Source organism: Prevotella sp. E13-27, from assembly GCF_023217965.1.
Taxonomy (GTDB): Bacteria; Bacteroidota; Bacteroidia; order Bacteroidales; family Bacteroidaceae; genus Prevotella.
In genome coordinates, this window is record NZ_JALPSC010000001.1 from 983198 (window position 1) to 1004534 (window position 21337).

General features: G+C 50.5%; 22 protein-coding genes. 20 read left to right on the top strand and 2 right to left on the bottom strand.

Annotation, left to right across the window (positions count from 1 at the left end; genetic code table 11):
• Positions 1 to 8: 8 nt before the first annotated feature.
• Together M1L52_RS04170 and M1L52_RS04175 are read right to left on the bottom strand one after the other, a co-directional pair.
• Complete coding sequence (locus tag M1L52_RS04170) at positions 9 to 182, bottom strand: hypothetical protein (RefSeq protein ID WP_248613576.1); 174 nt, start codon at positions 180 to 182, stop codon at positions 9 to 11.
• Positions 183 to 219: 37 nt separating this feature from the next.
• Complete coding sequence (locus tag M1L52_RS04175) at positions 220 to 1848, bottom strand: hypothetical protein (protein ID WP_248613577.1); 1629 nt, start codon at positions 1846 to 1848, stop codon at positions 220 to 222.
• A 209-nt stretch (positions 1849 to 2057) separates the two neighbouring features.
• Between M1L52_RS04175 and M1L52_RS04180 the strand changes: the two genes are divergently transcribed.
• The 20 genes from M1L52_RS04180 to M1L52_RS04265 all read left to right on the top strand — a co-directional run bounded on the left by M1L52_RS04180 (position 2058) and on the right by M1L52_RS04265 (position 21332).
• Positions 2058 to 4490: an AraC family transcriptional regulator gene (locus tag M1L52_RS04180; RefSeq protein ID WP_248613578.1), complete on the top strand. Its 2433-nt coding sequence runs from the start codon at positions 2058 to 2060 to the stop codon at positions 4488 to 4490.
• Between the two features lie 654 nt (positions 4491 to 5144).
• Complete coding sequence (locus M1L52_RS04185) at positions 5145 to 5378, top strand: DUF3791 domain-containing protein (protein WP_248613579.1); 234 nt, start codon at positions 5145 to 5147, stop codon at positions 5376 to 5378.
• Positions 5375 to 5884, top strand: a complete 510-nt coding sequence (locus M1L52_RS04190; RefSeq protein WP_248613580.1) for a DUF3990 domain-containing protein — start codon at positions 5375 to 5377, stop codon at positions 5882 to 5884. Before M1L52_RS04185 ends, M1L52_RS04190 begins: the two co-directional genes overlap by 4 nt.
• Entirely contained in the window at positions 5881 to 6081 is a 201-nt protein-coding gene (locus M1L52_RS04195) for a DUF3791 domain-containing protein (protein WP_248613581.1), read from the top strand. The genes M1L52_RS04190 and M1L52_RS04195 overlap by 4 nt, the downstream gene beginning before the upstream one ends.
• 627 nt (positions 6082 to 6708) lie before the next feature.
• On the top strand, positions 6709 to 7050 hold the full coding sequence (locus M1L52_RS04200; protein WP_248613582.1) for a hypothetical protein: 342 nt from the start codon (positions 6709 to 6711) through the stop codon (positions 7048 to 7050).
• On the top strand, positions 7047 to 7358 hold the full coding sequence (locus M1L52_RS04205) for a type II toxin-antitoxin system RelE/ParE family toxin (protein ID WP_248613583.1): 312 nt from the start codon (positions 7047 to 7049) through the stop codon (positions 7356 to 7358). Before M1L52_RS04200 ends, M1L52_RS04205 begins: the two co-directional genes overlap by 4 nt.
• Before the next feature lie 96 nt (positions 7359 to 7454).
• Positions 7455 to 8729, top strand: coding sequence for a helix-turn-helix transcriptional regulator (locus M1L52_RS04210; protein ID WP_248613584.1), 1275 nt, complete (start codon positions 7455 to 7457; stop codon positions 8727 to 8729).
• 411 nt (positions 8730 to 9140) lie between these two features.
• The gene (locus M1L52_RS16355; RefSeq protein ID WP_262917932.1) at positions 9141 to 9272 is read left to right on the top strand and encodes a hypothetical protein; all 132 of its coding nucleotides are present in this window, start codon (positions 9141 to 9143) and stop codon (positions 9270 to 9272) included.
• Entirely contained in the window at positions 9269 to 9775 is a 507-nt protein-coding gene (locus tag M1L52_RS04215) for a DUF6169 family protein (RefSeq protein ID WP_248613585.1), read from the top strand. The genes M1L52_RS16355 and M1L52_RS04215 overlap by 4 nt, the downstream gene beginning before the upstream one ends.
• A 557-nt stretch (positions 9776 to 10332) precedes the next feature.
• Entirely contained in the window at positions 10333 to 10614 is a 282-nt protein-coding gene (locus M1L52_RS04220) for a response regulator (RefSeq protein ID WP_248613586.1), read from the top strand.
• Complete coding sequence (locus tag M1L52_RS04225) at positions 10607 to 10879, top strand: type II toxin-antitoxin system YafQ family toxin (protein WP_248613587.1); 273 nt, start codon at positions 10607 to 10609, stop codon at positions 10877 to 10879. The genes M1L52_RS04220 and M1L52_RS04225 overlap by 8 nt, the downstream gene beginning before the upstream one ends.
• Positions 10880 to 11363: 484 nt before the next feature.
• A complete protein-coding gene (locus M1L52_RS04230) occupies positions 11364 to 11567 on the top strand; it encodes a hypothetical protein (RefSeq protein ID WP_248613588.1) in 204 nt (67 codons plus the stop codon).
• Between the two features lie 4 nt (positions 11568 to 11571).
• The gene (locus tag M1L52_RS04235) at positions 11572 to 11844 is read left to right on the top strand and encodes a type II toxin-antitoxin system YafQ family toxin (protein WP_248613589.1); all 273 of its coding nucleotides are present in this window, start codon (positions 11572 to 11574) and stop codon (positions 11842 to 11844) included.
• A 585-nt stretch (positions 11845 to 12429) separates the two neighbouring features.
• Positions 12430 to 12720: a DUF6722 family protein gene (locus M1L52_RS04240; protein ID WP_248613590.1), complete on the top strand. Its 291-nt coding sequence runs from the start codon at positions 12430 to 12432 to the stop codon at positions 12718 to 12720.
• A 1053-nt stretch (positions 12721 to 13773) separates the two neighbouring features.
• Positions 13774 to 13902: a hypothetical protein gene (locus M1L52_RS16360; RefSeq protein ID WP_262917933.1), complete on the top strand. Its 129-nt coding sequence runs from the start codon at positions 13774 to 13776 to the stop codon at positions 13900 to 13902.
• The gene (locus M1L52_RS04245) at positions 13899 to 14390 is read left to right on the top strand and encodes a DUF6169 family protein (RefSeq protein ID WP_248613591.1); all 492 of its coding nucleotides are present in this window, start codon (positions 13899 to 13901) and stop codon (positions 14388 to 14390) included. Before M1L52_RS16360 ends, M1L52_RS04245 begins: the two co-directional genes overlap by 4 nt.
• A 239-nt stretch (positions 14391 to 14629) precedes the next feature.
• The gene (locus M1L52_RS04250) at positions 14630 to 17062 is read left to right on the top strand and encodes a PCMD domain-containing protein (RefSeq protein ID WP_248613592.1); all 2433 of its coding nucleotides are present in this window, start codon (positions 14630 to 14632) and stop codon (positions 17060 to 17062) included.
• A 475-nt stretch (positions 17063 to 17537) separates the two neighbouring features.
• Positions 17538 to 17963 (top strand): GxxExxY protein, encoded by a 426-nt coding sequence (locus M1L52_RS04255; protein WP_248613593.1) that lies wholly within the window; start codon positions 17538 to 17540, stop codon positions 17961 to 17963.
• 196 nt (positions 17964 to 18159) lie between these two features.
• Positions 18160 to 19752, top strand: coding sequence for a PCMD domain-containing protein (locus tag M1L52_RS04260; RefSeq protein ID WP_248613594.1), 1593 nt, complete (start codon positions 18160 to 18162; stop codon positions 19750 to 19752).
• Positions 19753 to 19808: 56 nt separating this feature from the next.
• Positions 19809 to 21332, top strand: coding sequence for a DUF1566 domain-containing protein (locus M1L52_RS04265; protein ID WP_248613595.1), 1524 nt, complete (start codon positions 19809 to 19811; stop codon positions 21330 to 21332).
• The last annotated feature ends 5 nt before the right edge of the window (positions 21333 to 21337 follow it).

The window sequence follows — 21337 nt, forward strand, 5'->3', positions numbered from 1 at the left end:
TCTCCCTGTTATTCCTCATCGTCCCAGATGCTTCCCTCTCGGGAGCCACCTTCGGTAATGTCATAATCTTCAGTATTACCATTAACGCGCAAACCTTCAGTGTTGGTACTTGCTATAGTAAGAACGGGTGCTGTCTTAATTCTTATTACCATCATTGATGGCGTAATATACTTCTTTTTCATAGTCGAATCTGTTTCTTTTTTATATTAATCGTCACCTTCACTTCACCACGACCTTTTTGCCGTTTACAATGTACAGTCCCTTTGTGGGCTGAGCCACACGACGGCCCTGTAGATCGTAGACAGCTCCCTCGCCTTCGGAGAGGGCTGGGGTGAGGTTCTTGATGCCAGTTGTTTCATCATCAAAGCCTATGGCAATGCGGGCAGAACTAACACCAGGAATTGTGAAGTAAGCGCGGAAGGGCTTCAGGCTCACGTCGCTGTTCACCTTGTAGAGAGAGCTCACACCATCTTTGATGCCGATGACATAACTGGTCTGTGTGCTGTGATCAATGGCATCAATCTTTGAGTATGTACCTGTCATGGTCACGGTTGAACCTGTGCCTACGGTAGTTGGGCTAAGGTCTTTTTTCAATGTCACACCTGTTGCAGAGAAGCTGGTGACAGCCTCTGTGGGCTTCACGATATAAGGCTTGCCTGCCACGATAGAAGAGGCATCGCTGAAATAGAGGGTTCTGCCATCGAACTCTGTAGGTTCCTTCACTGTCCAACCAGAAGGAATGGTCATATCGAAGGGAACTACGAATGTGTTCCAAACACCAGCGGTCATCGACTTCAGTACGGAAACGTTCATATTGTCAACGTCAGTTTCAGCACTATAACCTGTCACTTCGCTGATAAGTTTGTTGCTGTTCTGCCACTCTGGATAATCAGTTGCAGAAATAAGTGCCCAAGCATAGTTCGTCTTATTATCATCAGGTGCAGTCCAGCCGTTCACGCCTCTCGTTCCGATTCCATTAGAATAGAGATAACGGTCAACATCATTCAATGGACACTTGACAAAGAACAAACCAGACACACCGTGGAAAGATTCAAATGTCCAGGCAAACTCCTGAGTAGTGGCATCTGTCCACACATAGCAACCACTGTATTCTCCTGTTTTCAAGTATTTCCCGTCGCTGAACTGAATATAGAAAGAATTTGAGCCTGCAGACGTGAGTGTAAGCGGAGCAGGCGTATCCTTCAGTCCTGCGTAAGCACCGTCACCGCCACGATAAATGAAGCCACCTTTCTCAATGTTGTACAGGTAATAAGTTCCGGCTGTCGGCGTCGTTGTATAACAATATGAAGGAACTGTCGTGGTAGAAGCAAGATAACTGTAATAGTTTGCCTCTGTTATCAGAGCATATACGCCAGCATTTTCAGCGTCGTCCTTATCGCCAAGATTGCTCTCGTTTATGAGATAGTACGTGCCAGCTTCTTTCGTGCCGCTATTCTCGCTGACAGTAGAGGTCGTAGTGGCAGAAATCTTATATGTCTTGGTTCCCTCTACGTTGAAAGTCCAAGAAAGGACGTTGGTATCAGTGCCGTTTGGCCAAAGCCACATTCCTTTGTAATGGCCAATCTTCACAAAGCGGTCTGCATTGCCAGAGAACTTGTAGGTGCCGTCACCGTTGCTGGTCAGTGTAATGGCCTGTGGATTAGTCTGCAAAGCCTTGTTGTTTTCACTGATTCCAGCAGTCATCAAGAACTTGTTCTCAGTAACATTGTACAGATAGAATGTTCCTGCTGCAGGCTCCGAGTAGTAGCTTGACGGAATCACGTCGGCCTTGGCTCCCATAACGGAGAGCATTGCAATTGCAAAGAATAGAAGTACTTTCTTTTTCATTTTCGTTTTTAGTTTTAGTTGTTTTGTTATTTTTCTGGTTGCAAAAGTACTGTCATTTTCATATTTAGGCTGTCAATAATCTGCCATCAGCTGTCACAAATCTGTCAAAGTATTTTTGAAGTAATATTTTTTTGTCATTCTATCACAATTTCTGATAATATTGTGTATTTTTGCAGTCAGAATAAACATAAACCTAACGTGGAATAGAGATGAAGAAGCTACTGACTTTGGCAATAATCCTTATGGTGACGACAATTGCTGTCTCGGCACAGACACCACCTATTCATACACATAATTACACCACACGCGACGGACTGGGTAGCAATGTGGTGAACTGCGGATTGCAAGACCATCAGGGCTATCTCTGGTTTGGCACTAACCACGGCCTGACACGCTTCGACGGTCACCGTTTTGCAAACTTCTATATTGAAGAAAATGGTAAACGACAAATCGAAGGCATCACACACATCGTGGAAGATACCATCCACAACGTACTGCTGATGAGCGGTAGAGATTATAGGCTACTATGTTTCGACCTTACCATGATGCGGTTTGTCAGTGCTGAGGGAATGGTGTTCCCCAAGGACCAGACAAATGAGAAGGATGAGGGTTTGTATATGGCTCGTGCGCGGGAGTTGGGCATCGAACGAGGCAATCGTACGGATCGTCGCCACGACCTCCACTATGCTAAGCTAAACGATGGACACGAAATATTCGCCACCATTGACAATGGCTTTTTTGTTTACGAACCTCAAAGCCGACAGTTGCAGCACTACAGTTCCACTGATGAGCAGCCGGTCATAGAGTCCGATTATATCAATGGCATAATGCAAGACCGGTCGGGAGGGATATGGCTACTGACTACCTTTGCGGGTATCTATAAGCTTGATATAGGAGAAGAGAGGCTGCGTTCCCATCAGTTGGCACCGAATATCCGTTCATTTGCCCAACTGGATGACGAGACGATTGCCGTGGGCGACATGGACGGCAATGTTTTTCTCTATAATATCGATACATACGAAAAGCGTCTTGCTTTTAATAAAGGCTCACGCGCATATACTATCAACAAGGATGGCAATGGACGCCTGTGGATAGGCACTCGTGGCGGCGGCGTATGGATAAGTGAAGGAACATCTGCCGAGCATATTGACAATCTCCCTGCCCGACAAATCTATGACATACATTTCGCCCACGATGGCACGACATGGATTGCCACCCTCGATGGCGGACTTATAGAGGGACACCAGCAGGCAGACGGCTCTTATTCCTTTGTACAGCACCTCACAGGAGAAAGAATCCACGAACTTGACACTGACCTTAACGGACGCCTATGGGTTGCCACCGAAAACGGAATACTCAGAAAGGATGGAGCGAAGACAGACACCATATTCAATCGGGGAAAGGTGGTGTGCATATGCCATTCTCCCAACGGAACCGTATGGGCAGGCAGCAATGGCTATGGACTCATAAAGATTACAGACAACAGCATCAGCTTTATCCAGGCAGACAACGGACTCGCCAACAACTGTGTAGAGTCGGTAGTCTGTGACAATGAAGGAAACGTCATAGCAGGAACAGACCAAGGCATCTCCATTGTAAGTAGCACTGACGGCTCTGTGCGGAACATCTATTCCACACAAGGGCTTAGGACTAACACCTACAACGAAAATGCCATCTTGTACACCACGAGCGGACGTATCTTCCTTGGCAGTCTGACAGGATTGGCAGAGGTGCTCCCACAGCACATAGCCGTAAGTCCATTGGTCAGTTCGCCCATCATCACCCGTCTTGACGTCAACGACATGCCCCGCTATGAGCATCTGACGGACAAAATAGAGCTGTCTTACGACCGAAACAATCTCTGCTTCTATTTCTCTGCGTTTGCCTATCACGACATGTCGTCAGTCATCTACAGCTATTGGCTGGAAGGTATAGACAGTGACTGGCGCCCTTCAACGAAAGAGAGCCAGGCTCTTTTCACCAATCTGTCGCCAGGCCACTACCGCCTGCATGTACGCTGTCGTCTGGCAGGAACGACATGGAGCCATGAAACCGTCTGCAACATATTTATTGCCCAGCCTTGGTACTGGACATGGTGGGCACGCCTGTTCTATCTTCTCATCACCGCCCTGCTCGTCGGCTACGAGTGGAAGCAGTACCAGCAGCGCCTGTCGTTGCGCCGACAGCTAGACCAGCGACTCACAGCACTCTATGCTGTTGAAGCTCAACATGAGCCAGAAGAAAAACATCAGGAAACGGAAGAAAACATGTCCAATCCTGAGGAAGCCCAGGGCGAGGACACCATCACCGATGAGCAAAATCAAACTAATCAGAAGGACAAAGAGTTCCTGAGCAAACTCGACCGACTTATTCTTGAAAACCTGCTACAAAGCGACCTTGATGTCAACTTCATCGCTAAGGAGATGTTTGTCAGCTACTCCACCCTTCACCGCCGCATAAAATCGCTCACTGGCATGACTGCCAATGAATATGTACGCAAGCACCGTCTGGCCAAGGCCATGTCGCTTCTTCGCAACGGATACAATTCTACGGAGGTCTCCATGCAATGCGGTTTCAATTCGCCCAGCTACTTCACCCGCTGCTTCAAGGCAGAATTTGGCATCCTTCCATCGGAAGTTTAAAAAGTGCAACAAAATACTACTTGATTATTTCAAGATTTATTGTTCCTTTTGTCCACAAACCGTCGTTAAGATGTCTCATTTGAGGCACTTTTCGACTTTTCTATATGTCTCATTTGCTCGATGAGACTTTTGTTTTTTGTATCTTGAGTGGCAGAATAAACAATTTCAGTGGCAGAATTTACAAAAAAATGCATGTGGTGGCGAAAGACTCTTGCAAATGTCGAAAATTTTTTGTAAATTTAGAATAGAAAAATTGACCTCTTGGCGACAAAACGACTAAGAACATAAGAAACTTAAACCAAAAGCGATCTTTGAGGCTTCGCCTCGAAAAACGCTACGCTCGAAAGAGCCTGTAAGCGAGCTTACCGCTCTTTACTCGCTCAACGCGTTCCTTGACATACTGAGACAAACGGATATTATTTTGGGGGAGAGTGCCCCTCGCGGGGCAGCGCTCGGCGACGAAGGAGACGCTTGCTACCGAAGGGACGCAAGAAATCGAACATTTTGAGCCCCTTGATAAGGGGCGGCTATAAAGCAGGGATTAATAATAGTGATAGATTGGGTACAATTTTGAAAGATTTCTCGCCGACAGGCGACTGAATATCGGAAAAAAGTGTATCTTTGCAGCGTTGAAACGTAAAAAACGATACGATTATGGAAGCAACGGTACGGAAGACACAGTTTGCCACGCTGGCCATCGGAGCCACGGCACGGCAAATGGGCATCACGGCCACAGAGCTGCACAACCGACTGAAGCGCCACGGACTGGTGCGCCGGCTGCTGCTCGACTGCTACGACACGCTACACGCCGAGAGCATCGACGGCGTGGTGTGGAACGTGGAGCAGGCCCTGAAGAACTGGGAAGAAAAGGAAGGAGGCCAGCGATGACGACGCTCTATCACGGATCATCGGTCAGCGTGCCCGAGCCTCTGACGGGTGTAGGCCGCAGGGAACTGGACTTCGGTCCTGGCTTCTACCTGACCAACCTGCGCGAGCAGGCCGAGCGCTGGGCACGCCGCGTGTGCATAGTCCGTGCAGCCGACACGCCTCTGCTCTCCTTCTATGAGTTCGACGAGAGCCTGCTGCCCGCCGACGTTCGCCGCCTCCGTCTGGAGCACTACGACCAGCAGTGGCTCGACTTCATTGTCAGCAGCCGCCGCGGCGAGGAGCCTTGGCGCGACTACGACATCATCGAGGGCGGCGTGGCCAACGACCAGGTGATCGACACCGTCGAAGACTACTACGCCGGCCGCATCACCGCTGAGCAGGCCATCGGCCAGTTGCGCTTTGCCAAGCCCACGCACCAGATGTGCATCAGTCGTCAGGCCATCGTAGACCACTGCCTGCGTTTCGTCGGCACCGAGGCCGTAACCGAGAAAGGAGGCCAAGGATGAGAGACCAGGTACTTTGGCGCAAGGAGGGCCGCATAGCCGACCTGCTGGCCGAGCGCCTCGACATTGACACCGAGCGCGCGCTCGACATCCTCTACAACTCGCGCACCTACGCCCTGCTCGAAAACCCCGATAGCGGCCTGCAGCTGCAGAGCGATGAGTACATACTCAACGACTTGCTGCGAGAGATGGAAGACTAAGCCCCCCGACATTCCCCCCACAAGAAAAATATCCGCCGAGACATCGAGAGATGTTTCGGCGGTTTTCGTATCCGTTTGGTCTCAAGAATATGAAGTGCCCTGTCGGGCAGATATCGAACAAATCTGAAAAATCTGACAAAAAGTAATTGAAAGATTTGAATAAATTTGAAAGATTTGACTTTCCCCTTCGGGCCGTCGAGCTAAACCTTCTCCGACGACAGTCGGACTCAAAAAAATTGATGACCCGCCGTAGGGCGACGACATAAACAAGCGATCTTTAACTTATTGAGACAAACGGATATTTTCTGGGGAAAGTGCCCCTGGCGGGGCAGAAGGTTTAGCTCGACGGCCCGCGCTCGGCATCCCGAAGGGTGACGCTTGCTACCAACGGGACGCAAGAAGGGGAAAGTCAAATCCTACAAATTAATTCAAATCAAACAGAATATAGTTGTAAGATTTGGTAAGATTTGAAAGATTTCTCGCCGATAGGCGACTATATCTCGCGGGAAATGTGTATATTTGCACGCGAAAGGCGTGCGAAGCTGCTCACGCTCGGCAAAATGAGCAAGCTCTTTTGCCCTCGCTTAATCGCAGCTTTGCAGCCAGAAACAATAAACAACGACGATTATGGCAACAACAACCGCAAGAAGACGCACAGCAGAGCCTATCGCAAGGGTTTGGAAGCTGGCCAAGGATTTGAACTACAGCGAGAAGTTGGAGTTGGTGACGATGCTCATCGACAGCGTTAAGCCTAAGAATGCCGACGACTTGACCATGGAGGAGATGCTCGAAGGCTATCCCTACAAGCGCTACACCAAGGCTGAGCTAAACGCCATGCTCGACGAGGCCGAGGCCGAGATTGCAGCAGGAGGAGGAACTCCTCATGAGGAAGTGATGCGCGAGATGGACGAAGAAATTGAGCGCTGGGAGCAGGAAGATCTTAAACTGCAAATGGCTGAGGCAATATGAGAGTTATTTGGCAGGAACCTGCGAAGGTGGGCAGACGTCAGGTTGCCGCCTACATTCGCAAGGAGTTTGGTACTAAGCGGGCCAAGAAGTTCAAGCAGGAGGTTGATGACACAGTTAAGCAGCTCATGCACAGTCCAGGCATCGGGCAGATCGATCCGCTGTTCAGCGACCGTGCGATGACTTACCGCAGCGTTATCATCAATGGGCTGAACAAGCTGGTGTATTTCGTCAATGACGATACCATCTACATTGCTGGCTTCTGGGACACGCGCAGGGAGCCGACAGACGAGGCAGCCCAGACAGAGTAGCGCTTCCCCCGACAGTATCGGGAGCCGAGGATTTCCGCCTCGGCTCCCGATTTTTTTGACATGATAGTGTTGTTTTTCGGAAAAAAATGCGTACTTTTGCATATCGAAGAAGCGAAAAGGCTGCAAACACAAAACGATATGTACGAACAGATACTGGAAGATGCGATATTTATGATGCTTTATGCCGTCGTCACAGTGCTGGCGGCGCTGGGCAGCGTTTACCTGTTGTTCCGGCGGGGCAACGCCTTTGCTGCCGACGTCACGCCGCCATTGCGGCTCAGGCGCTGGACGGCTGCGTTCCTGGCGGTCATCGCCTTGGGCCACGTGTGGTACTGGCCGGGAACCATGATGGCCGATGGCGATGCGGCTGCGCTGTGGATGCTCATCGGCGCGCTGCTCGACTGTCTGCTGACCATCCCCGTGGCCCTTGTCGTCATGCTCTGCATGTTGCAAGACAAACGCCGGCCGCTGTGGCCCGTGTGGCTTGCTATGGTGCCGCTGGTCATTATGATGGGGGTGAACATTGCTAACCGCAGTTACGCCCTAATGCCGTGGATGCAGGGCTATTTCCTGCTGGCAAGCATCGGCTTTATGATATATATGGTGTTCGAGGTGCGACAGTACGGGCGCTGGCTGCGCGACAACTATGCCGACCTGGAGCACAAGGAGGTGTGGCAGAGTCTGCTGGTATTGGCGGTCATCATGTTCCTGTTCGTCTATTACGTGACGGGCTATGGCAGCATCACCTACGAGTTCATCATCCAGCTGTGCGGCATCGCGCTCGTGGCCTATCTGCTGTGGCGCGTGGAGACGCTGCAGGATCTAAATCTTGGATTTCATCCGACCTTTTCCTTGCCTCGGCATAGTCCAAACCTGTTTGGCCTCTGTTCTCGGCTGCATGAAAACGTTCCCATTTCATCGGAGAATATCGTCGTCGCAGACGCTACACCCATCGACGATAGCGATGCGATGGATACGATGATCGCTACGGAAGAGAAGGAAGAGGCTGACGCCTCGCTGTCCGTTCGCAATAACATCGGGCCGTTGCTCAGGCAGCATTGCGAGGAGCCGCAGCTCTATCTGCAGTACGACCTCTCCCTCACGCAGCTGGCCACGCTGATAGGCGTCAACCGCTCGTACCTCAGCAAGCACTTCGCCCTGCAGGGCATCACTTACAACACCTATATCAACGACCTGCGTATCCGCCACTTCGTCAGTCTCTGCCAGGAGCGTGCCGCCGCGCACCAGCCCCTGTCCGTTCAGCAGCTGTCCCTTGATAGTGGTTTCCGCAGCTACAGCACGTTCAACGGTGCCTTCAAGCAGGTCATGCATACAACGGCGACGGAATGGCTGCGTCTCCTCGCTGAGTAGGGTTGGAGTAGCGTTTTGGGGCTGTGATAGCTTCAGAATCGTAAAATCTGCTTCAAAATCGTAAAAAATTACCGGTAGGTTCCCCTTGATTGTCGTTCTTTCAAGGGGAATTTATTATATTTGTACACCAAAAAGGAGAAAACCTCAAGCGATCATTGAGGCTTTGCCTCGAGAAACGCTACGCTCGCGCTCGACCTCTGGTCGCTTGCTACCGAAGGGTCGCAAGAAAGAGCACAAGAGCGAGCTCTAAGTTCTTTACTCGCTAAATCGATCTTTGACATACTGAGACAAACGGAAATTATTCACGGTTCATGGTTCACGGTTCACGGTGAATGGTAATTTTTCTGAGTTAAAGCGTGCGTTGTTAGGAAAATTGTCGTATCTTTGCACGCAGAAACATAAAACGATACGATGATGGAAGAAAAGAAGTTCAAGAATTATTCCGACCAAGAATTCAAGGAGGCACTAAGGGCCACCCTGAATCTGAAGAAAGAGTGGATGGCCTCAGTGGCACAACGTGAAAAAGAATTAGGCATACAATGAGACTGTCTGCCGACCGCATAAATAGGAAATCACCTTACTGGGTGATTCAGTTGGATGAACTCACGTTCCGTTTCGTTACCAAAAACGGAATATTGTATCGCGTTGGGTTCTACCAGGACAGGTTTTTTCTGGGAAGCCGTGCATACCATTTCTTCATCGCCAACGACAGTGAGGCCAGCGCCCCGAAGGATGGCGACGTGTTTAGGGTAATCACGTGCGTACTGGAAGAGTTTTTCAGGCAAGACGCATCGGTGATGCTCTACATCTGTGATCCTCACGACCACCGCGAAGCCATCAGGGACAGCCTGTATAAGCGATGGTTCAACGGCTACACCCACAAAAGAAGGCTGACGCTGGAAACTGCTGAAATCAACTTCGACAACTACATTGTATATACGGGCATGATTCTGCGCAACGATCATCCCGAATACGACGAACTGTTGACAGCATACAGAGAGTTCGTACAACGAGCAAGCAGTCTGTATCAGATACAGCCCAAATAGGTTGCCCTTTTCTCAAGAAAAGAAATTTCCGCCGAGACATCGAGAGATGCCTCGGCGGTTTGTATTCACTCCCCTCGCCCTTTGGAGAGGGGTTCTTGCCTTGCAAGCGTCCTTCGGCCGAGCGGGGGGTGAGGCCTTATCCGTTTGGTCTCAGGAATATGAAGTGCCCTGTCGGGCAGATATCGAACAAATCTTAAAAATCTGACAAAAAGAAATTGAAAGATTTGAATAAATTTGAAAGATTTGACTTTCCCCTTCGGGCCGTCGAGCTAAACCTTCTCCGACGACAGTCGGACTCAAAAAAATTGATGACCCGCCGATAGGCGACGACATAAACAAGCGATCTTTGACTTACTGAGACAAACGGATATTATTCTGGGTTCACGGTGAATGGTTTTTCTTTGAACATTAATTACCGTAAATTATCCATTAATTTTCCATGAATAATAATTATATGAGAAATTATATGGGCAATTACATGGAAATTATATGTTAAAGAAAGAAGAACTTTCGAGAAATTTGTGTATCTTTGCACACAGAAATAAAACGATACGAATATGGCAACAACACAATTACCCACAGCAGGCCAGCTATTGGTAAGCATCAGCGACCTGTCGATGCTGAATGACATCAAGAAGGCCATCAGCATGCTGAAAGGCGTGACGGCTGTGAAGAAGCAAAAGGTCAAGGAGTACGACATCACCAAGACCGCGGGTTACCGCGAGGCGATGGACGACGTGAAAAACGGCAGAGTGTATCACGCAGAGAGCGTGGACGACATGTTCAAGCAGATACTTGGCGAGGAGGCATTTAGCAAAATCCGCAGAAGCAATGTATAGCATCGATTACACCAAGCGCTTCAATAAAGATTTGAAGCGCTGTATGAAGCGAGGCCTTGACTTGCAGCTGATTCACGACGCAATCGCCCTGCTCAGAACTAACGGCACTCTGCCTGCGAAGTATCGCCCCCACAAGTTATCGGGCAACCGTGACGGTCAGTGGGAGTGTCACATCGAACCTGACTGGTTGATGACATGGAATCAGAATGACACCGAGCTGACGCTCCTGTTCCTGCAAACCGGCACACACTCAGACTTGTTCTGACGCGCCGCACATTAATTCCCCCTACAGAAAATCGCGAGTAAGCGAGAGCAGAAGAGCTTGCTCATTCTGCCGAGCGTGAGCGATTTCGACCAAAGGTCAAAAATATCCGCCGAGACATCGAGAGATGGGCCGGCGGATTGTTTTTTAAGGTCGCACAGATAGCACAGATGGCACAGATATTGATTCGCAGGCGAATCATGGCGGGCCCTTTCATAAAGCGTAGCGACTGAAAGAACCAACGGGACGTAAGAATGCAGGGATTAATAATATTTGTAAGATTTGGTACGATTTGTAAGATTTCTCGCCGATAGGCGACTATATCTCGCGAAAAAATTGTATCTTTGCACACGAAAGGCGTGGCGAAAGGCTACGGGTAGGCGACCAGCGGTCGGGAATGGCTGCTCACGCTCGGCAAAATGAGCAAGCTCTTTTGCCCTCGCTTAACCGCAGCTTTGGCAGCCAGAAACAATAAACAACGACGATTATGGCAACATACACTATCACATTGAACGAGCGCACCTCCAGTGGTAAGGCTCTGATAGAGTACCTGCAGGCACTAGGCTTGTTGGTGAAAAAGGTTTCACCAAAAGCAAAGAGTAGCTACCAGCGTTCACAGGAGGACAAACAAGCTGGACGCGTTGAGAAGTTCTCTTCGTCTGAGGAAATGTTCAAGTCGTTAGGCATCTGAGCGTATGTACGAAATCAGAATGACCAAGACGTTCCGCAAGGACACGGAACGCTGTCGCAAACGCGGCTACGACATGGAGCTTCTTAAGACGGCCATCCGACTGCTTGAGGCCGACGGCAAACTTCCCACAGCGTATCGTCCCCACAAGTTGTCGGGACAATACGACGGCTGTTGGGAGTGCCATCTGAAACCTGACTGGCTCCTCATCTGGGAGCAAAACGACATCGAGCTGGTACTCTTGTTCACAGGAACAGGCACACACGCAGACTTGTTCTGACGCGCCGCACATTAATTCCCCCTACAGTAAAATATCCGCCGAGACATCGAGAGATGGGCTCGGCGAATTGTTTTTATCCGTTTGGTCTCAGGAATATGAAGTGCCCTGTCGGGCAGATATCGAACAAATCTGAAAAATCTGACAAAAAGAAATTGAAAGATTTGAATAAATTTGAAAGATTTGACTTTCCCCTTCGGGCCGTCGAGCTAAACCTTCTCCGACGGACAGTCGGACTCAAAAAAATTGATGACCCGCCGATAGGCGATGACATATACAAGCGATCATTGAGGCTTTGCCTCGAGAAACGCTACGCTCGAAAGAGCATAAGAGCGAGCTCTAAGCTCTTTACTCGCTCAACGCGATCTTTGACTTACTGAGACAAACGGATATTATTCTTCCAAAAACTTGGAAGATTGGGGAATATGCAATATCTCTGACCTTCGGTCGATGATAGGCTGCACCTAGGAACCAAAGGTCGCTGTTCGCGTAGCGAGGTAAAGCAAATACAAAGAAAAATGATTTTTCCTTGGTTTTTCGCTCGGTTTGCACTATCTTTGCAGTTGAATAACAATTCAATGCTAGATAATGTCAACGAGACGTGAAAAGGCAAAAGCGCAGAAACTGCAACTAAACAAACAGCTGGAAGCTGCGAATTCGGAGAATCAAAAGCCGAATATGGAGAGTACTTGGATAGAGAATCTGGGTAAGTATCTGCTCGACATTTCGAAATATGTCACGACAGGTGTTGTAATTGCCTCTTTGTTCAAAGACATAGACGATAGTTATACAATATATGTTGTTGGTACGATTGTGGCAGTCTCTACACTGATAGTGGGATTAGTATTAACGAATAAGAAAAGAAAAAAGGAGGAATAAAACTATGGGAATGTATCTTATATTCTTTGTTTACGGTGTTCCGTGCATTTTGTTCCTGCTGTATTGCCTAACCCCTAAGGGCAAGCAGTGGTTGCGTCAGCACAACATGCTTTAAGAACAGTCTATCTGCTTTAATTCATCAGGAAGGAACTGGGTTCCCGATTCCACACACAGAAAAATATCCGCCGAGACATCGAGAGATGGGCTCGGCGAATTGTTTTTATCCGTTTGGTCTCAGGAATATGAAGTGCCCTGTCGGGCAGATATCGAACAAATCTGAAAAATCTGACAAAAAGAAATTGAAAGATTTGAATAAATTTGAAAGATTTCTCCGACGACAGTCGGACTCCAAGAAAAAATGAGTGCTCTTCGAGCAGAAATTCCACAAATCGGAACAAATCGAACAGATAAATAATAAAAAGATTTTGTAAGATTTGAATGATTTCTCCGACGACAGTCGGACTAAAAAAAATTGATGACCCGCCGATAGGCGACGACATAAAAACATAAAGCGATCATTGAGGCTTTGCCTCGAGAAACGCTACGCTCGAAAGAGCACAAGAGCGAGCTCTAAGCTCTTTACTCGCTCAACGCGTTCCTTGACTTACTGAGACAAACGGATATTATTCTGCGGCCTGCGGCCTAAATGATAATTGATAAATGATAATTATCATAGGAGTGCCCCTGGCGGGGCAGAAGGTTTAGCTCGACGGCCCGCGCTCGGCATCCCGAAGGGTGACGCTTGCTACCAACGGGACGCAAGAAGGGGAAAGTCAAATCCTACAAATTAATTCAAATCAAACAGAATATAATTGTAAGATTTGGTAAGATTTGAAAGATTTCTCGCCGATAGGCGACTATATCTCGCGGGAAATGTGTATATTTGCACGCGAAAGGCGTGCGAAGCTGCTCACGCTCGGCAAAATGAGCAAGCTCTTTTGCCCTCGCTTCGCTCGGCTTTCTTGCCTTGCAAGCGACCAAAGGTCGAGCGGCCGCTTGGCTAGTCCAAGAACCGCAGCTTTGTCAGGCAGAAACGATTAAACAACGACGATTATGGAAGTTAAGAAGACAAAAGAGCAGGCTCTTGAATTTATCAAGGCTGCTGTAAAGCACAAGCAGGAGTGGAAGAAGGAACTCGAGGCCGAGTTCAAGGGTAAGGACGTCAACGTGGTGATGCTATGATCAAGCTGTCGCTCGAGCGCATCAACGCCAAATCGCCTTACGAGGTCCGCGAAGCCGGTGGTGGCTACGAGTTCCGCACCGAGGGCGGCATACTCTACCGTATCCGCTTCCTGGCCGAGAATCCCATCGGCGGTTGCGATACCTATCAGTTTGCCATTTCTAAGATTGACAACGTTCGCTCTCCGCACGACCCTAACATCAGCGCCATTACGTTCATCATCCTCGATGAGTTCTTCACCGAATACGAGAACGTGCTGCTTTACTACTGCGATTCGGCCGACCATCGCGAGGCTGGCCGCAATCGACTGTTTATACGTTGGTTCGAGAAGGCTGCCAATCCTAACCGCTTTACCATTCGTACTACGCATGCCACCCTTGAGGGGCAGGAGTTGTATGTAGCCATCATCGTTGAGAACCGCAACCGCTATCTGAAGGCTGTCACCGACGAGTTCGACAGCACTGTCGCAGCCTTTAAAGACAAACCATAGCTTCCCCCGACATTCCCCGAATTAAAATATCCGCCGAGACATCGAGAGATGGGCTCGGCGGTTTTGCGTTCGCAAGGAGCGGGCGCGGATATCCGTTTGGTCTCAGAGACAAGATGAAACGAAGACGGAGCACGCGGATGAGACGGATAGGAAGATGAATCCGAATAATCCGTGGTCGAGACAAAAAGAAAACATATATATAATTCACTTAATTAATAACATTTTTAAAACTAAAAGTTATGAGTAAAAACAAATTATTACTTCTGCTCGCGCTGCTCTTGACGGCGGCGACGGGCGCATGGGCACAGACGGAAATCACCACGATACCCAATGGTGATTTCGAAACGTGGACTTACGATGGAGAAGATATGCCCAATTATTGGAACTCTAATGCAACATCTGATGGTAGCTTGGCTGCTATGTCGGGCGGCAAACAGTTAAAACGCTCCACCGACGTGCGCCCAGGTTCCTCCGGACAGTATTCCTGTTCCATTTGGTCAAAGAGTACAATGGGTGTGATAAACATAGGCATTTTGACCTCAGGACGCATACATTTTGGTTCTATGTCTTCTATAGATAAAGCAAACTACATCTATTCTGATCGCGATGGCAGCAATACCAAAAATAATTTCACCAATCCATGCGCCATGCCATTCACAGGCAAGCCTACGGCTATAAAGGTATGGGTGAAGTATGTGCAGGGAGGCACCGGCTATGGCAATTATGCCACTGCCAAGTTCTCTGCCACCATTCATGGCGATGCAGACTATGTAGCATACAACCTGGCTGAACATGACAACGATAACAATAAAGCGTTGGTCGTAGCATCTGCCGAGCAAGAAATAGCCTATAATAATGGCGAGTGGGAGCAAATAACTATTCCTTTCAATTACACGGACAACGATGTCGCTCCTGCCTACATCCTTATCAATGCCTATACCAATGCCTATCCTGGCAAGGGTAAGGCTAATGACTATCTTTATATAGACGACATTGAATTGGAGTATGCGCCAGAACCCGGCATCGCTTCCACCTACACCGTTTCTCTGAAGGACGGCGTGAAGGATGCCGACAAGTGGACGGTGAAGGTGGGCGAGGGCGAGGCCCAGGCGCTGCCCATCGGCGGACTGAAGGGCGACGGCTCGGAGACCGTGACGCTGCAGTACAACGGACGACTGAAGGTGAAGTGCGTGAAGGCTACAAGCGAGGCTGCACCGGCTGAGGCCAGCGTTCCCGACGGGGCCATCAACGGCAAGTTCAGCGTAAGCGATGGCAAGCAGGTTTATTTCTCGAAGGGTAACCTGCGCTACGCATCGGGTGCTTGGAGTTTCTTCGACAACCAGTATGACTATTACACAAGCTATAGCGCAGACGCATGGGACCACTTCGGCTGGAGCACATCTGCTACCGATTACGGTAAGAATACTTCTACAACCAACAGCGATTATTCCGGCGACTTCGTGGACTGGGGCGCAACGATGGGCACAGGCTGGCGCACGCTGACAAGTGACGAGTGGACATATCTGTTGAACACCCGCAGTGCATCTTCCGTGGGCGGCACCGACAACGGCCGCTATGCCAAGGCTAAGGTAAACGATGTACCGGGCGTTATCCTCTTCCCCGACACCTATACTCACCCCGACGGCGTAAATGCTCCGACAGGTGTCAACGCAACAGGCGACACTGGCTGGAATGGCAACAGCTACACCGCTGCGGATTGGACTAAGATGGAGTCTGCCGGCTGTGTGTTCCTGCCGGCTGCAGGCATGCGGATTGGCACGTCGATGGGCGGTCTGGGCTCGAACGGCTACTACTGGTCTGCTACGCCTAATGGCCCGGGCAACGTGTACGACGTGTACATCAGTTCGGGCAGTCTGGTTTCCGCGAACTTCGGCAGTCGGATCCAAGGGCTCAGCGTCCGTCTCGTTCAGGAGGCTACGACCGACGCGGCTCCGGCGAAGCCCGCGGCTACGGTGACGACGGCACCGACGGGTGCGGCGATTGTTGGCGTTGGCAAGGGCACGGCGCTGGTTAGCGGTGGCGTGGCCGACGGCGGCACGCTCTGGTATGCAGTGACCACGACGAACACGAAGCCTGCCTCGACGGATGGCTTCAGCGACAAGGTGCCCACGGCTGAGACCATCACCGCCAGTGGCACGGTATATGTTTGGTATTACGTGAAGGCCGACGACGACACGCACTCCGACAGCGAGATTGCGGCTACGGCCATTGAGGTTCCCGTGGCCGACATCGTATGGGACGCTACGAACGTCACCGACATTGATGTCGAGGGCACCTACGTGTCATATACGAAGGAGGGCATCACGCTGAGTGCTAATGACGGAGAAGATATATATGCCATGTGGGCTGATAACGGAGATCCGAAGACGGATGGCATCAGTTTCCAAGTGTACGCTCTCGGCGGCTTTACCTTCACGGCACCGACCGGCAAGGAGTTCACAAAGATCGAGATGAATGCCCAAGGTTTTTATGGATGGAATGAGGCAAATCTCGGCGTGGGATGGACATATTTTGAAGATGAAACGAAAAACATTTATAAAGTCACGTGGACGGGCAGTGCCGCCTCGACGGATAAGCTGCTGCCGCTTACTGAGGATTTCATCGGCGAAAATGTGAAAAGCATCGGGTTCTACCTGGTGGATGCAGAGTAATCCCCTCGCGCGCGTATATATATATATAATGTATAGGAAACGAGAAAAAACGACGTGAACGATGACGACGATGGCGAGAAGGGAGTGCTCCTACGGGGCGGAGAAGCTCGGCCCGAGGCTCAGAACTCGGATTTACGCCACGGAAATCGGGATTCGTATATCAATTTCATGAAAAGAGTGCCCCTGTCGGGGCAGAAATCTAACAAATCTTACAAATCTGACAAAAGAAAAAAAAAAGATTCTGAACAATTTGAATGATTTGAAAGATTTCTCGCGAAGCGACTGAATAAGGGAGTGCCCCTGTCGGGGCAGAAATCTAACAAATCTTACAAATCTTACAAATCTGACAAAAGAAAAAAAAAGATTCTGAACAATTTGAATGATTTGAAAGATTTCTCGCGAAGCGACTGAATAAGGGAGTGCCCCTGTCGGGGCAGAAATCTAACAAATCTTACAAATCTGACAGAAAGAAATTATGGATGCAATAAGCGAATACAATAAGAAGTACGAGTTCTTCCGCGAGATAACGGGAGAAGCGATGCGCGTACACCGTAAGTTCCGTGGCGGACTGCTGGAGTCGGCCTATGAGGCTGCGCTGAAGTATCTGCTGGAGCAGAAAGGCTATGCTGTGGAGCGGCAGGTGTTCGTACCCATGTATTGGGACAACGTGCGCCTCGACCAGGACTATCGCCTCGACCTGTTGGTCAACGACAACATCATCCTGGAGCTCAAGGCCATCAAGCATATCGACACGCCGCACCGCCAGCAGCTGTGGAGCTACCTGCGCATTACTCGCAAGCCTTACGGAATGCTTATCAACTTCAGTCCTGAGGGTCTCTACTCGGAGTGGTATCACTTCGACGAGCTCACAGGCGACATCGACAGAATTAAATTAATGTGAGAGTGCCCCTGTCGGGGCAGAAATCTGACAAATCTTACAGAAAAAATTGTTTGATTTGAATGATTTGAAAGATTTCTCCGACGACAGTCGGACTCCAGAGACAAAAGATTAATGTAAGATTTGGAAGATTTGAAAGATTTCTCGCCGAAGGCGACTCAAGAACAAAGAAATAATAACAATTAAAATTATAAGTAATATGAAACAATTAAAGAAAACATTACTGACGCTCGTCGCGCTATTAGCCGTGACGACGGGAGCGTGGGCGCAGACGGAAATCACCACGATACCCAATGGTGATTTCGAAACGTGGACCTACGATGGAGAAGATATGCCCAATTATTGGAACTCTAATGCAACATCTGATGGTAGCTTGGCTGCTATGTCGGGCGGCAAACAGTTAAAACGCTCCACCGACGTGCGCCCAGGTTCCTCCGGACAGTATTCCTGTTCCATTTGGTCAAAGAGTACAATGGGTGTGATAAACATAGGCATTTTGACCTCAGGACGCATACATTTTGGTTCTATGTCTTCTATAGATAAAGCAAACTACATCTATTCTGATCGCGATGGCAGCAATACCAAAAATAATTTCACCAATCCATGCGCCATGCCATTCACAGGCAAGCCTACGGCTATAAAGGTATGGGTGAAGTATGTGCAGGGAGGCACCGGCTATGGCGACTATGCCACTGCCAAGTTCTCTGCCACCATTCATGGCGATGCAGACTATGTAGCATACAACCTGGCTGAAGATGACAACGATGACAATAAAGCGTTGGTCGTAGCATCTGCCGAGCAAGAAATAGCCTATAATAATGGCGAGTGGGAGCAACTAACTATTCCTTTCAATTACACGGACAACAATGTCGTTCCCGCCTACATCCTTATCAATGCCTATACCAATGCCTATCCTGGCAAGGGTAAGGCTAATGACTATCTTTATATAGACGACATTGAATTGGAGTATGCCGCCCCCTCCACCTCCGGCCCCGAGGTCGCCTGGAACGCTGCGGCGAAGACCGGCACGTTCACCATGCCCGGCGGAAACGTGACACTGGAGCCCGAGTACTACCCGCAGGCCACCGTGGCTGACGGTGGTGTGACCGCTGCCGACGCTGACGCGCGCGCCACTACCGACGACCCGCTGGTGAAGGTGGACGCCACGAAGCTCACCGGCGCCAAGAAGCTGATGTACTTCGTCAGCAACAGCGGCACCACCGCACCCGCCTACGACGCTGAGGGCTGGACCGACCAGCTGCCCACCGCCGAGGGCATCACCCAGCAGGGCATCGTCTATGTATGGTACTACCCCGTGGGCACTGACGAGGGCGTCGATGGCGCCACCGCCACCTACAGCGATGGCGACATCTGCCTGCAGTCCATCACCGCACGCATCGCCGACGCGCCCACCTACGCCGTCACCTTCGCCGAAGGCACCGAAGAGTCCGACAAGTGGAAGGCCGAGCCCAACGCCGGCGTGACGAAGGGCGAGACCGTCACCGTCACCTACACCGGCTCGAAGAAAGTCATCGGCGTGAAGGCCGAGAAGAAAGCGGCAGCGGCATTGAAGACCCTCATCATCACAGGCGTCGCCACCAAATCTATCAACTATGTCGAAGGCGACACTTGGCAGCAGGCCATCGAGCGTCCTGAGAACGCGGGCAGTGGCTTGAAGGTGCAGGGCAATTACATACTCAACGGGGGGTTAACATTGATGATAGGCTCTGGTTATGTAAGACCCGGAGACACAATCGATGCCACCAAGAACTATTCACTCGAAGCCGACTAACCTCTCTCTCGCGTATATAATATAAAAGGTATAAACAACATAAAGAAATACAATATATGAAAACAATATCAAGATATATAATGACGCTCGCGCTGCTACTCACGGCAGTCACGGGCGCGTGGGCCACGGACGGCGTGAAAATAACCACGACGGAGATAGTCCCCCCCGCAGCATGGAATAAAGACTACTCAGGCCTGTTACCGAGCGACATGCCCGGCCTCAAAGCCGACGCCATCACCGAAGAACAGGCCAAGGCATGGGCCGACGTTCCAAAGACCGGCAGCGTAGTACTGATTTACGGCTACGTAGATGCTGGAGACTGGATAGATTACAATCAAATCAACTTTACCGACGGTCAGGTCGTTTTGTCTACTTCATCAAGCTTAAACCACTCTTCTGTTTATTACAATACAAATAATAATATACTAAAGTATTACTACGCCACCGGCATTGAGGGCGGCATCGAGGTCGCTTGGAACGCCTCGACCAAGACCGGCACCTTCTCGATGCCCGGCAGCGACGTCGTGCTGACACCCATCTACGCCAAGGCAGCCGCATTCGCCACCACGGGCACCGAGCCCGAAGTGAAGACGCTGCTGCCCGAAGCCGCTGAAGGCGTCATCGCCGGCACCGACGCATCGCTCATCGCCGAGGGCACCGGCATCGTGGCCTTCGCCGCAGCGAGCACCGATGTCACGCAGGGCACGCTGATGTACGCCATCGGCACCTCAGCCACCGAGGCCCCCGCACTCACCGCATTCAGCGCCACAGTGCCCACAGCCGAGAACATCGCTGACGACGGCGCAGATGTCTATGTATGGTACTACATCAAGGGCGCCGACACCCCCGACGGCCAGCAAGCCACCGAGGAGAACACCTTCAACGACACCGAGCCCGCCTGCCTCACCGTCCAGGTGCTCACCAACAAGTTCGACATCCAGTTCAACGCCGCCAATGCCAACACCATCGAGGCCGGCAAGGCCACCGTTACCGTAGGTGGCACAGCCGCCACCGTCACCGAGGGCAAGCTCGAGAGCGTGAAGATGGGCACCGAGGTGAAGATGACCGCCAAGGATGGCTACAAGTTCCGCAAGGTGGAGGTGAAGAAGAAGGCGGCGGCTCCTTCGCTCAACATCACCAACCCCGTAGTGGGACAGATTATCGGCAGCGACGGCAAGAACTACATCTCCGGCACCCTGCCCACGGGCGTGACCCCCGTGGCCAAGATTTGCTATGTCGATGGCAGCAACGGCCTGGCACTGGCGCTGACCGATGAGGGCACGAAGGACTGGAGCACGGCCATGACTACCTGCGCCGCCCACACGCCGGCCTTCACCGGCGGCACGTGGAAGCTGGCCAACAATGACGAGTGGGACAACATGATTATCGCTGCCGGCAGCTACGAAGACCTGCGCGACGGCTTCAGCTTCGTCGGCGGAACGAATATGGAGATGGGCAGCTACTGGTCGTCTACGGAGATCGGTTCCAACAAGGCGTGGTTCTACGGCTTCGACGAAGGCGACTGGTACAACGACAGTAAGGCCAACGACCGCCTTGTTCGCGCCTGCCTCGCGTTCTAACCCCC

Bases quoted from the DNA above. Each gene is read 5' to 3' on its own strand.
- M1L52_RS04225 (WP_248613587.1), top strand. From the start codon at position 10,607: ATGTATAGCATCGATTACACCAAGCGCTTCAATAAAGATTTGAAGCGC.
- M1L52_RS04190 (WP_248613580.1), top strand. From the start codon at position 5,375: ATGACGACGCTCTATCACGGATCATCGGTCAGCGTGCCCGAGCCTCTG.
- M1L52_RS04175 (WP_248613577.1), bottom strand. From the start codon at position 1,848: ATGAAAAAGAAAGTACTTCTATTCTTTGCAATTGCAATGCTCTCCGTT.
- M1L52_RS04200 (WP_248613582.1), top strand. From the start codon at position 6,709: ATGGCAACAACAACCGCAAGAAGACGCACAGCAGAGCCTATCGCAAGG.
- M1L52_RS04265 (WP_248613595.1), top strand. From the start codon at position 19,809: ATGAAAACAATATCAAGATATATAATGACGCTCGCGCTGCTACTCACG.
- M1L52_RS04195 (WP_248613581.1), top strand. From the start codon at position 5,881: ATGAGAGACCAGGTACTTTGGCGCAAGGAGGGCCGCATAGCCGACCTG.
- M1L52_RS04230 (WP_248613588.1), top strand. From the start codon at position 11,364: ATGGCAACATACACTATCACATTGAACGAGCGCACCTCCAGTGGTAAG.
- M1L52_RS04260 (WP_248613594.1), top strand. From the start codon at position 18,160: ATGAAACAATTAAAGAAAACATTACTGACGCTCGTCGCGCTATTAGCC.
- M1L52_RS04235 (WP_248613589.1), top strand. From the start codon at position 11,572: ATGTACGAAATCAGAATGACCAAGACGTTCCGCAAGGACACGGAACGC.
- M1L52_RS04185 (WP_248613579.1), top strand. From the start codon at position 5,145: ATGGAAGCAACGGTACGGAAGACACAGTTTGCCACGCTGGCCATCGGA.
- M1L52_RS04170 (WP_248613576.1), bottom strand. From the start codon at position 182: ATGAAAAAGAAGTATATTACGCCATCAATGATGGTAATAAGAATTAAG.
- M1L52_RS16355 (WP_262917932.1), top strand. From the start codon at position 9,141: ATGATGGAAGAAAAGAAGTTCAAGAATTATTCCGACCAAGAATTCAAG.
- M1L52_RS04240 (WP_248613590.1), top strand. From the start codon at position 12,430: ATGTCAACGAGACGTGAAAAGGCAAAAGCGCAGAAACTGCAACTAAAC.
- M1L52_RS16360 (WP_262917933.1), top strand. From the start codon at position 13,774: ATGGAAGTTAAGAAGACAAAAGAGCAGGCTCTTGAATTTATCAAGGCT.
- M1L52_RS04180 (WP_248613578.1), top strand. From the start codon at position 2,058: ATGAAGAAGCTACTGACTTTGGCAATAATCCTTATGGTGACGACAATT.
- M1L52_RS04250 (WP_248613592.1), top strand. From the start codon at position 14,630: ATGAGTAAAAACAAATTATTACTTCTGCTCGCGCTGCTCTTGACGGCG.
- M1L52_RS04205 (WP_248613583.1), top strand. From the start codon at position 7,047: ATGAGAGTTATTTGGCAGGAACCTGCGAAGGTGGGCAGACGTCAGGTT.
- M1L52_RS04215 (WP_248613585.1), top strand. From the start codon at position 9,269: ATGAGACTGTCTGCCGACCGCATAAATAGGAAATCACCTTACTGGGTG.
- M1L52_RS04245 (WP_248613591.1), top strand. From the start codon at position 13,899: ATGATCAAGCTGTCGCTCGAGCGCATCAACGCCAAATCGCCTTACGAG.
- M1L52_RS04220 (WP_248613586.1), top strand. From the start codon at position 10,333: ATGGCAACAACACAATTACCCACAGCAGGCCAGCTATTGGTAAGCATC.
- M1L52_RS04255 (WP_248613593.1), top strand. From the start codon at position 17,538: ATGGATGCAATAAGCGAATACAATAAGAAGTACGAGTTCTTCCGCGAG.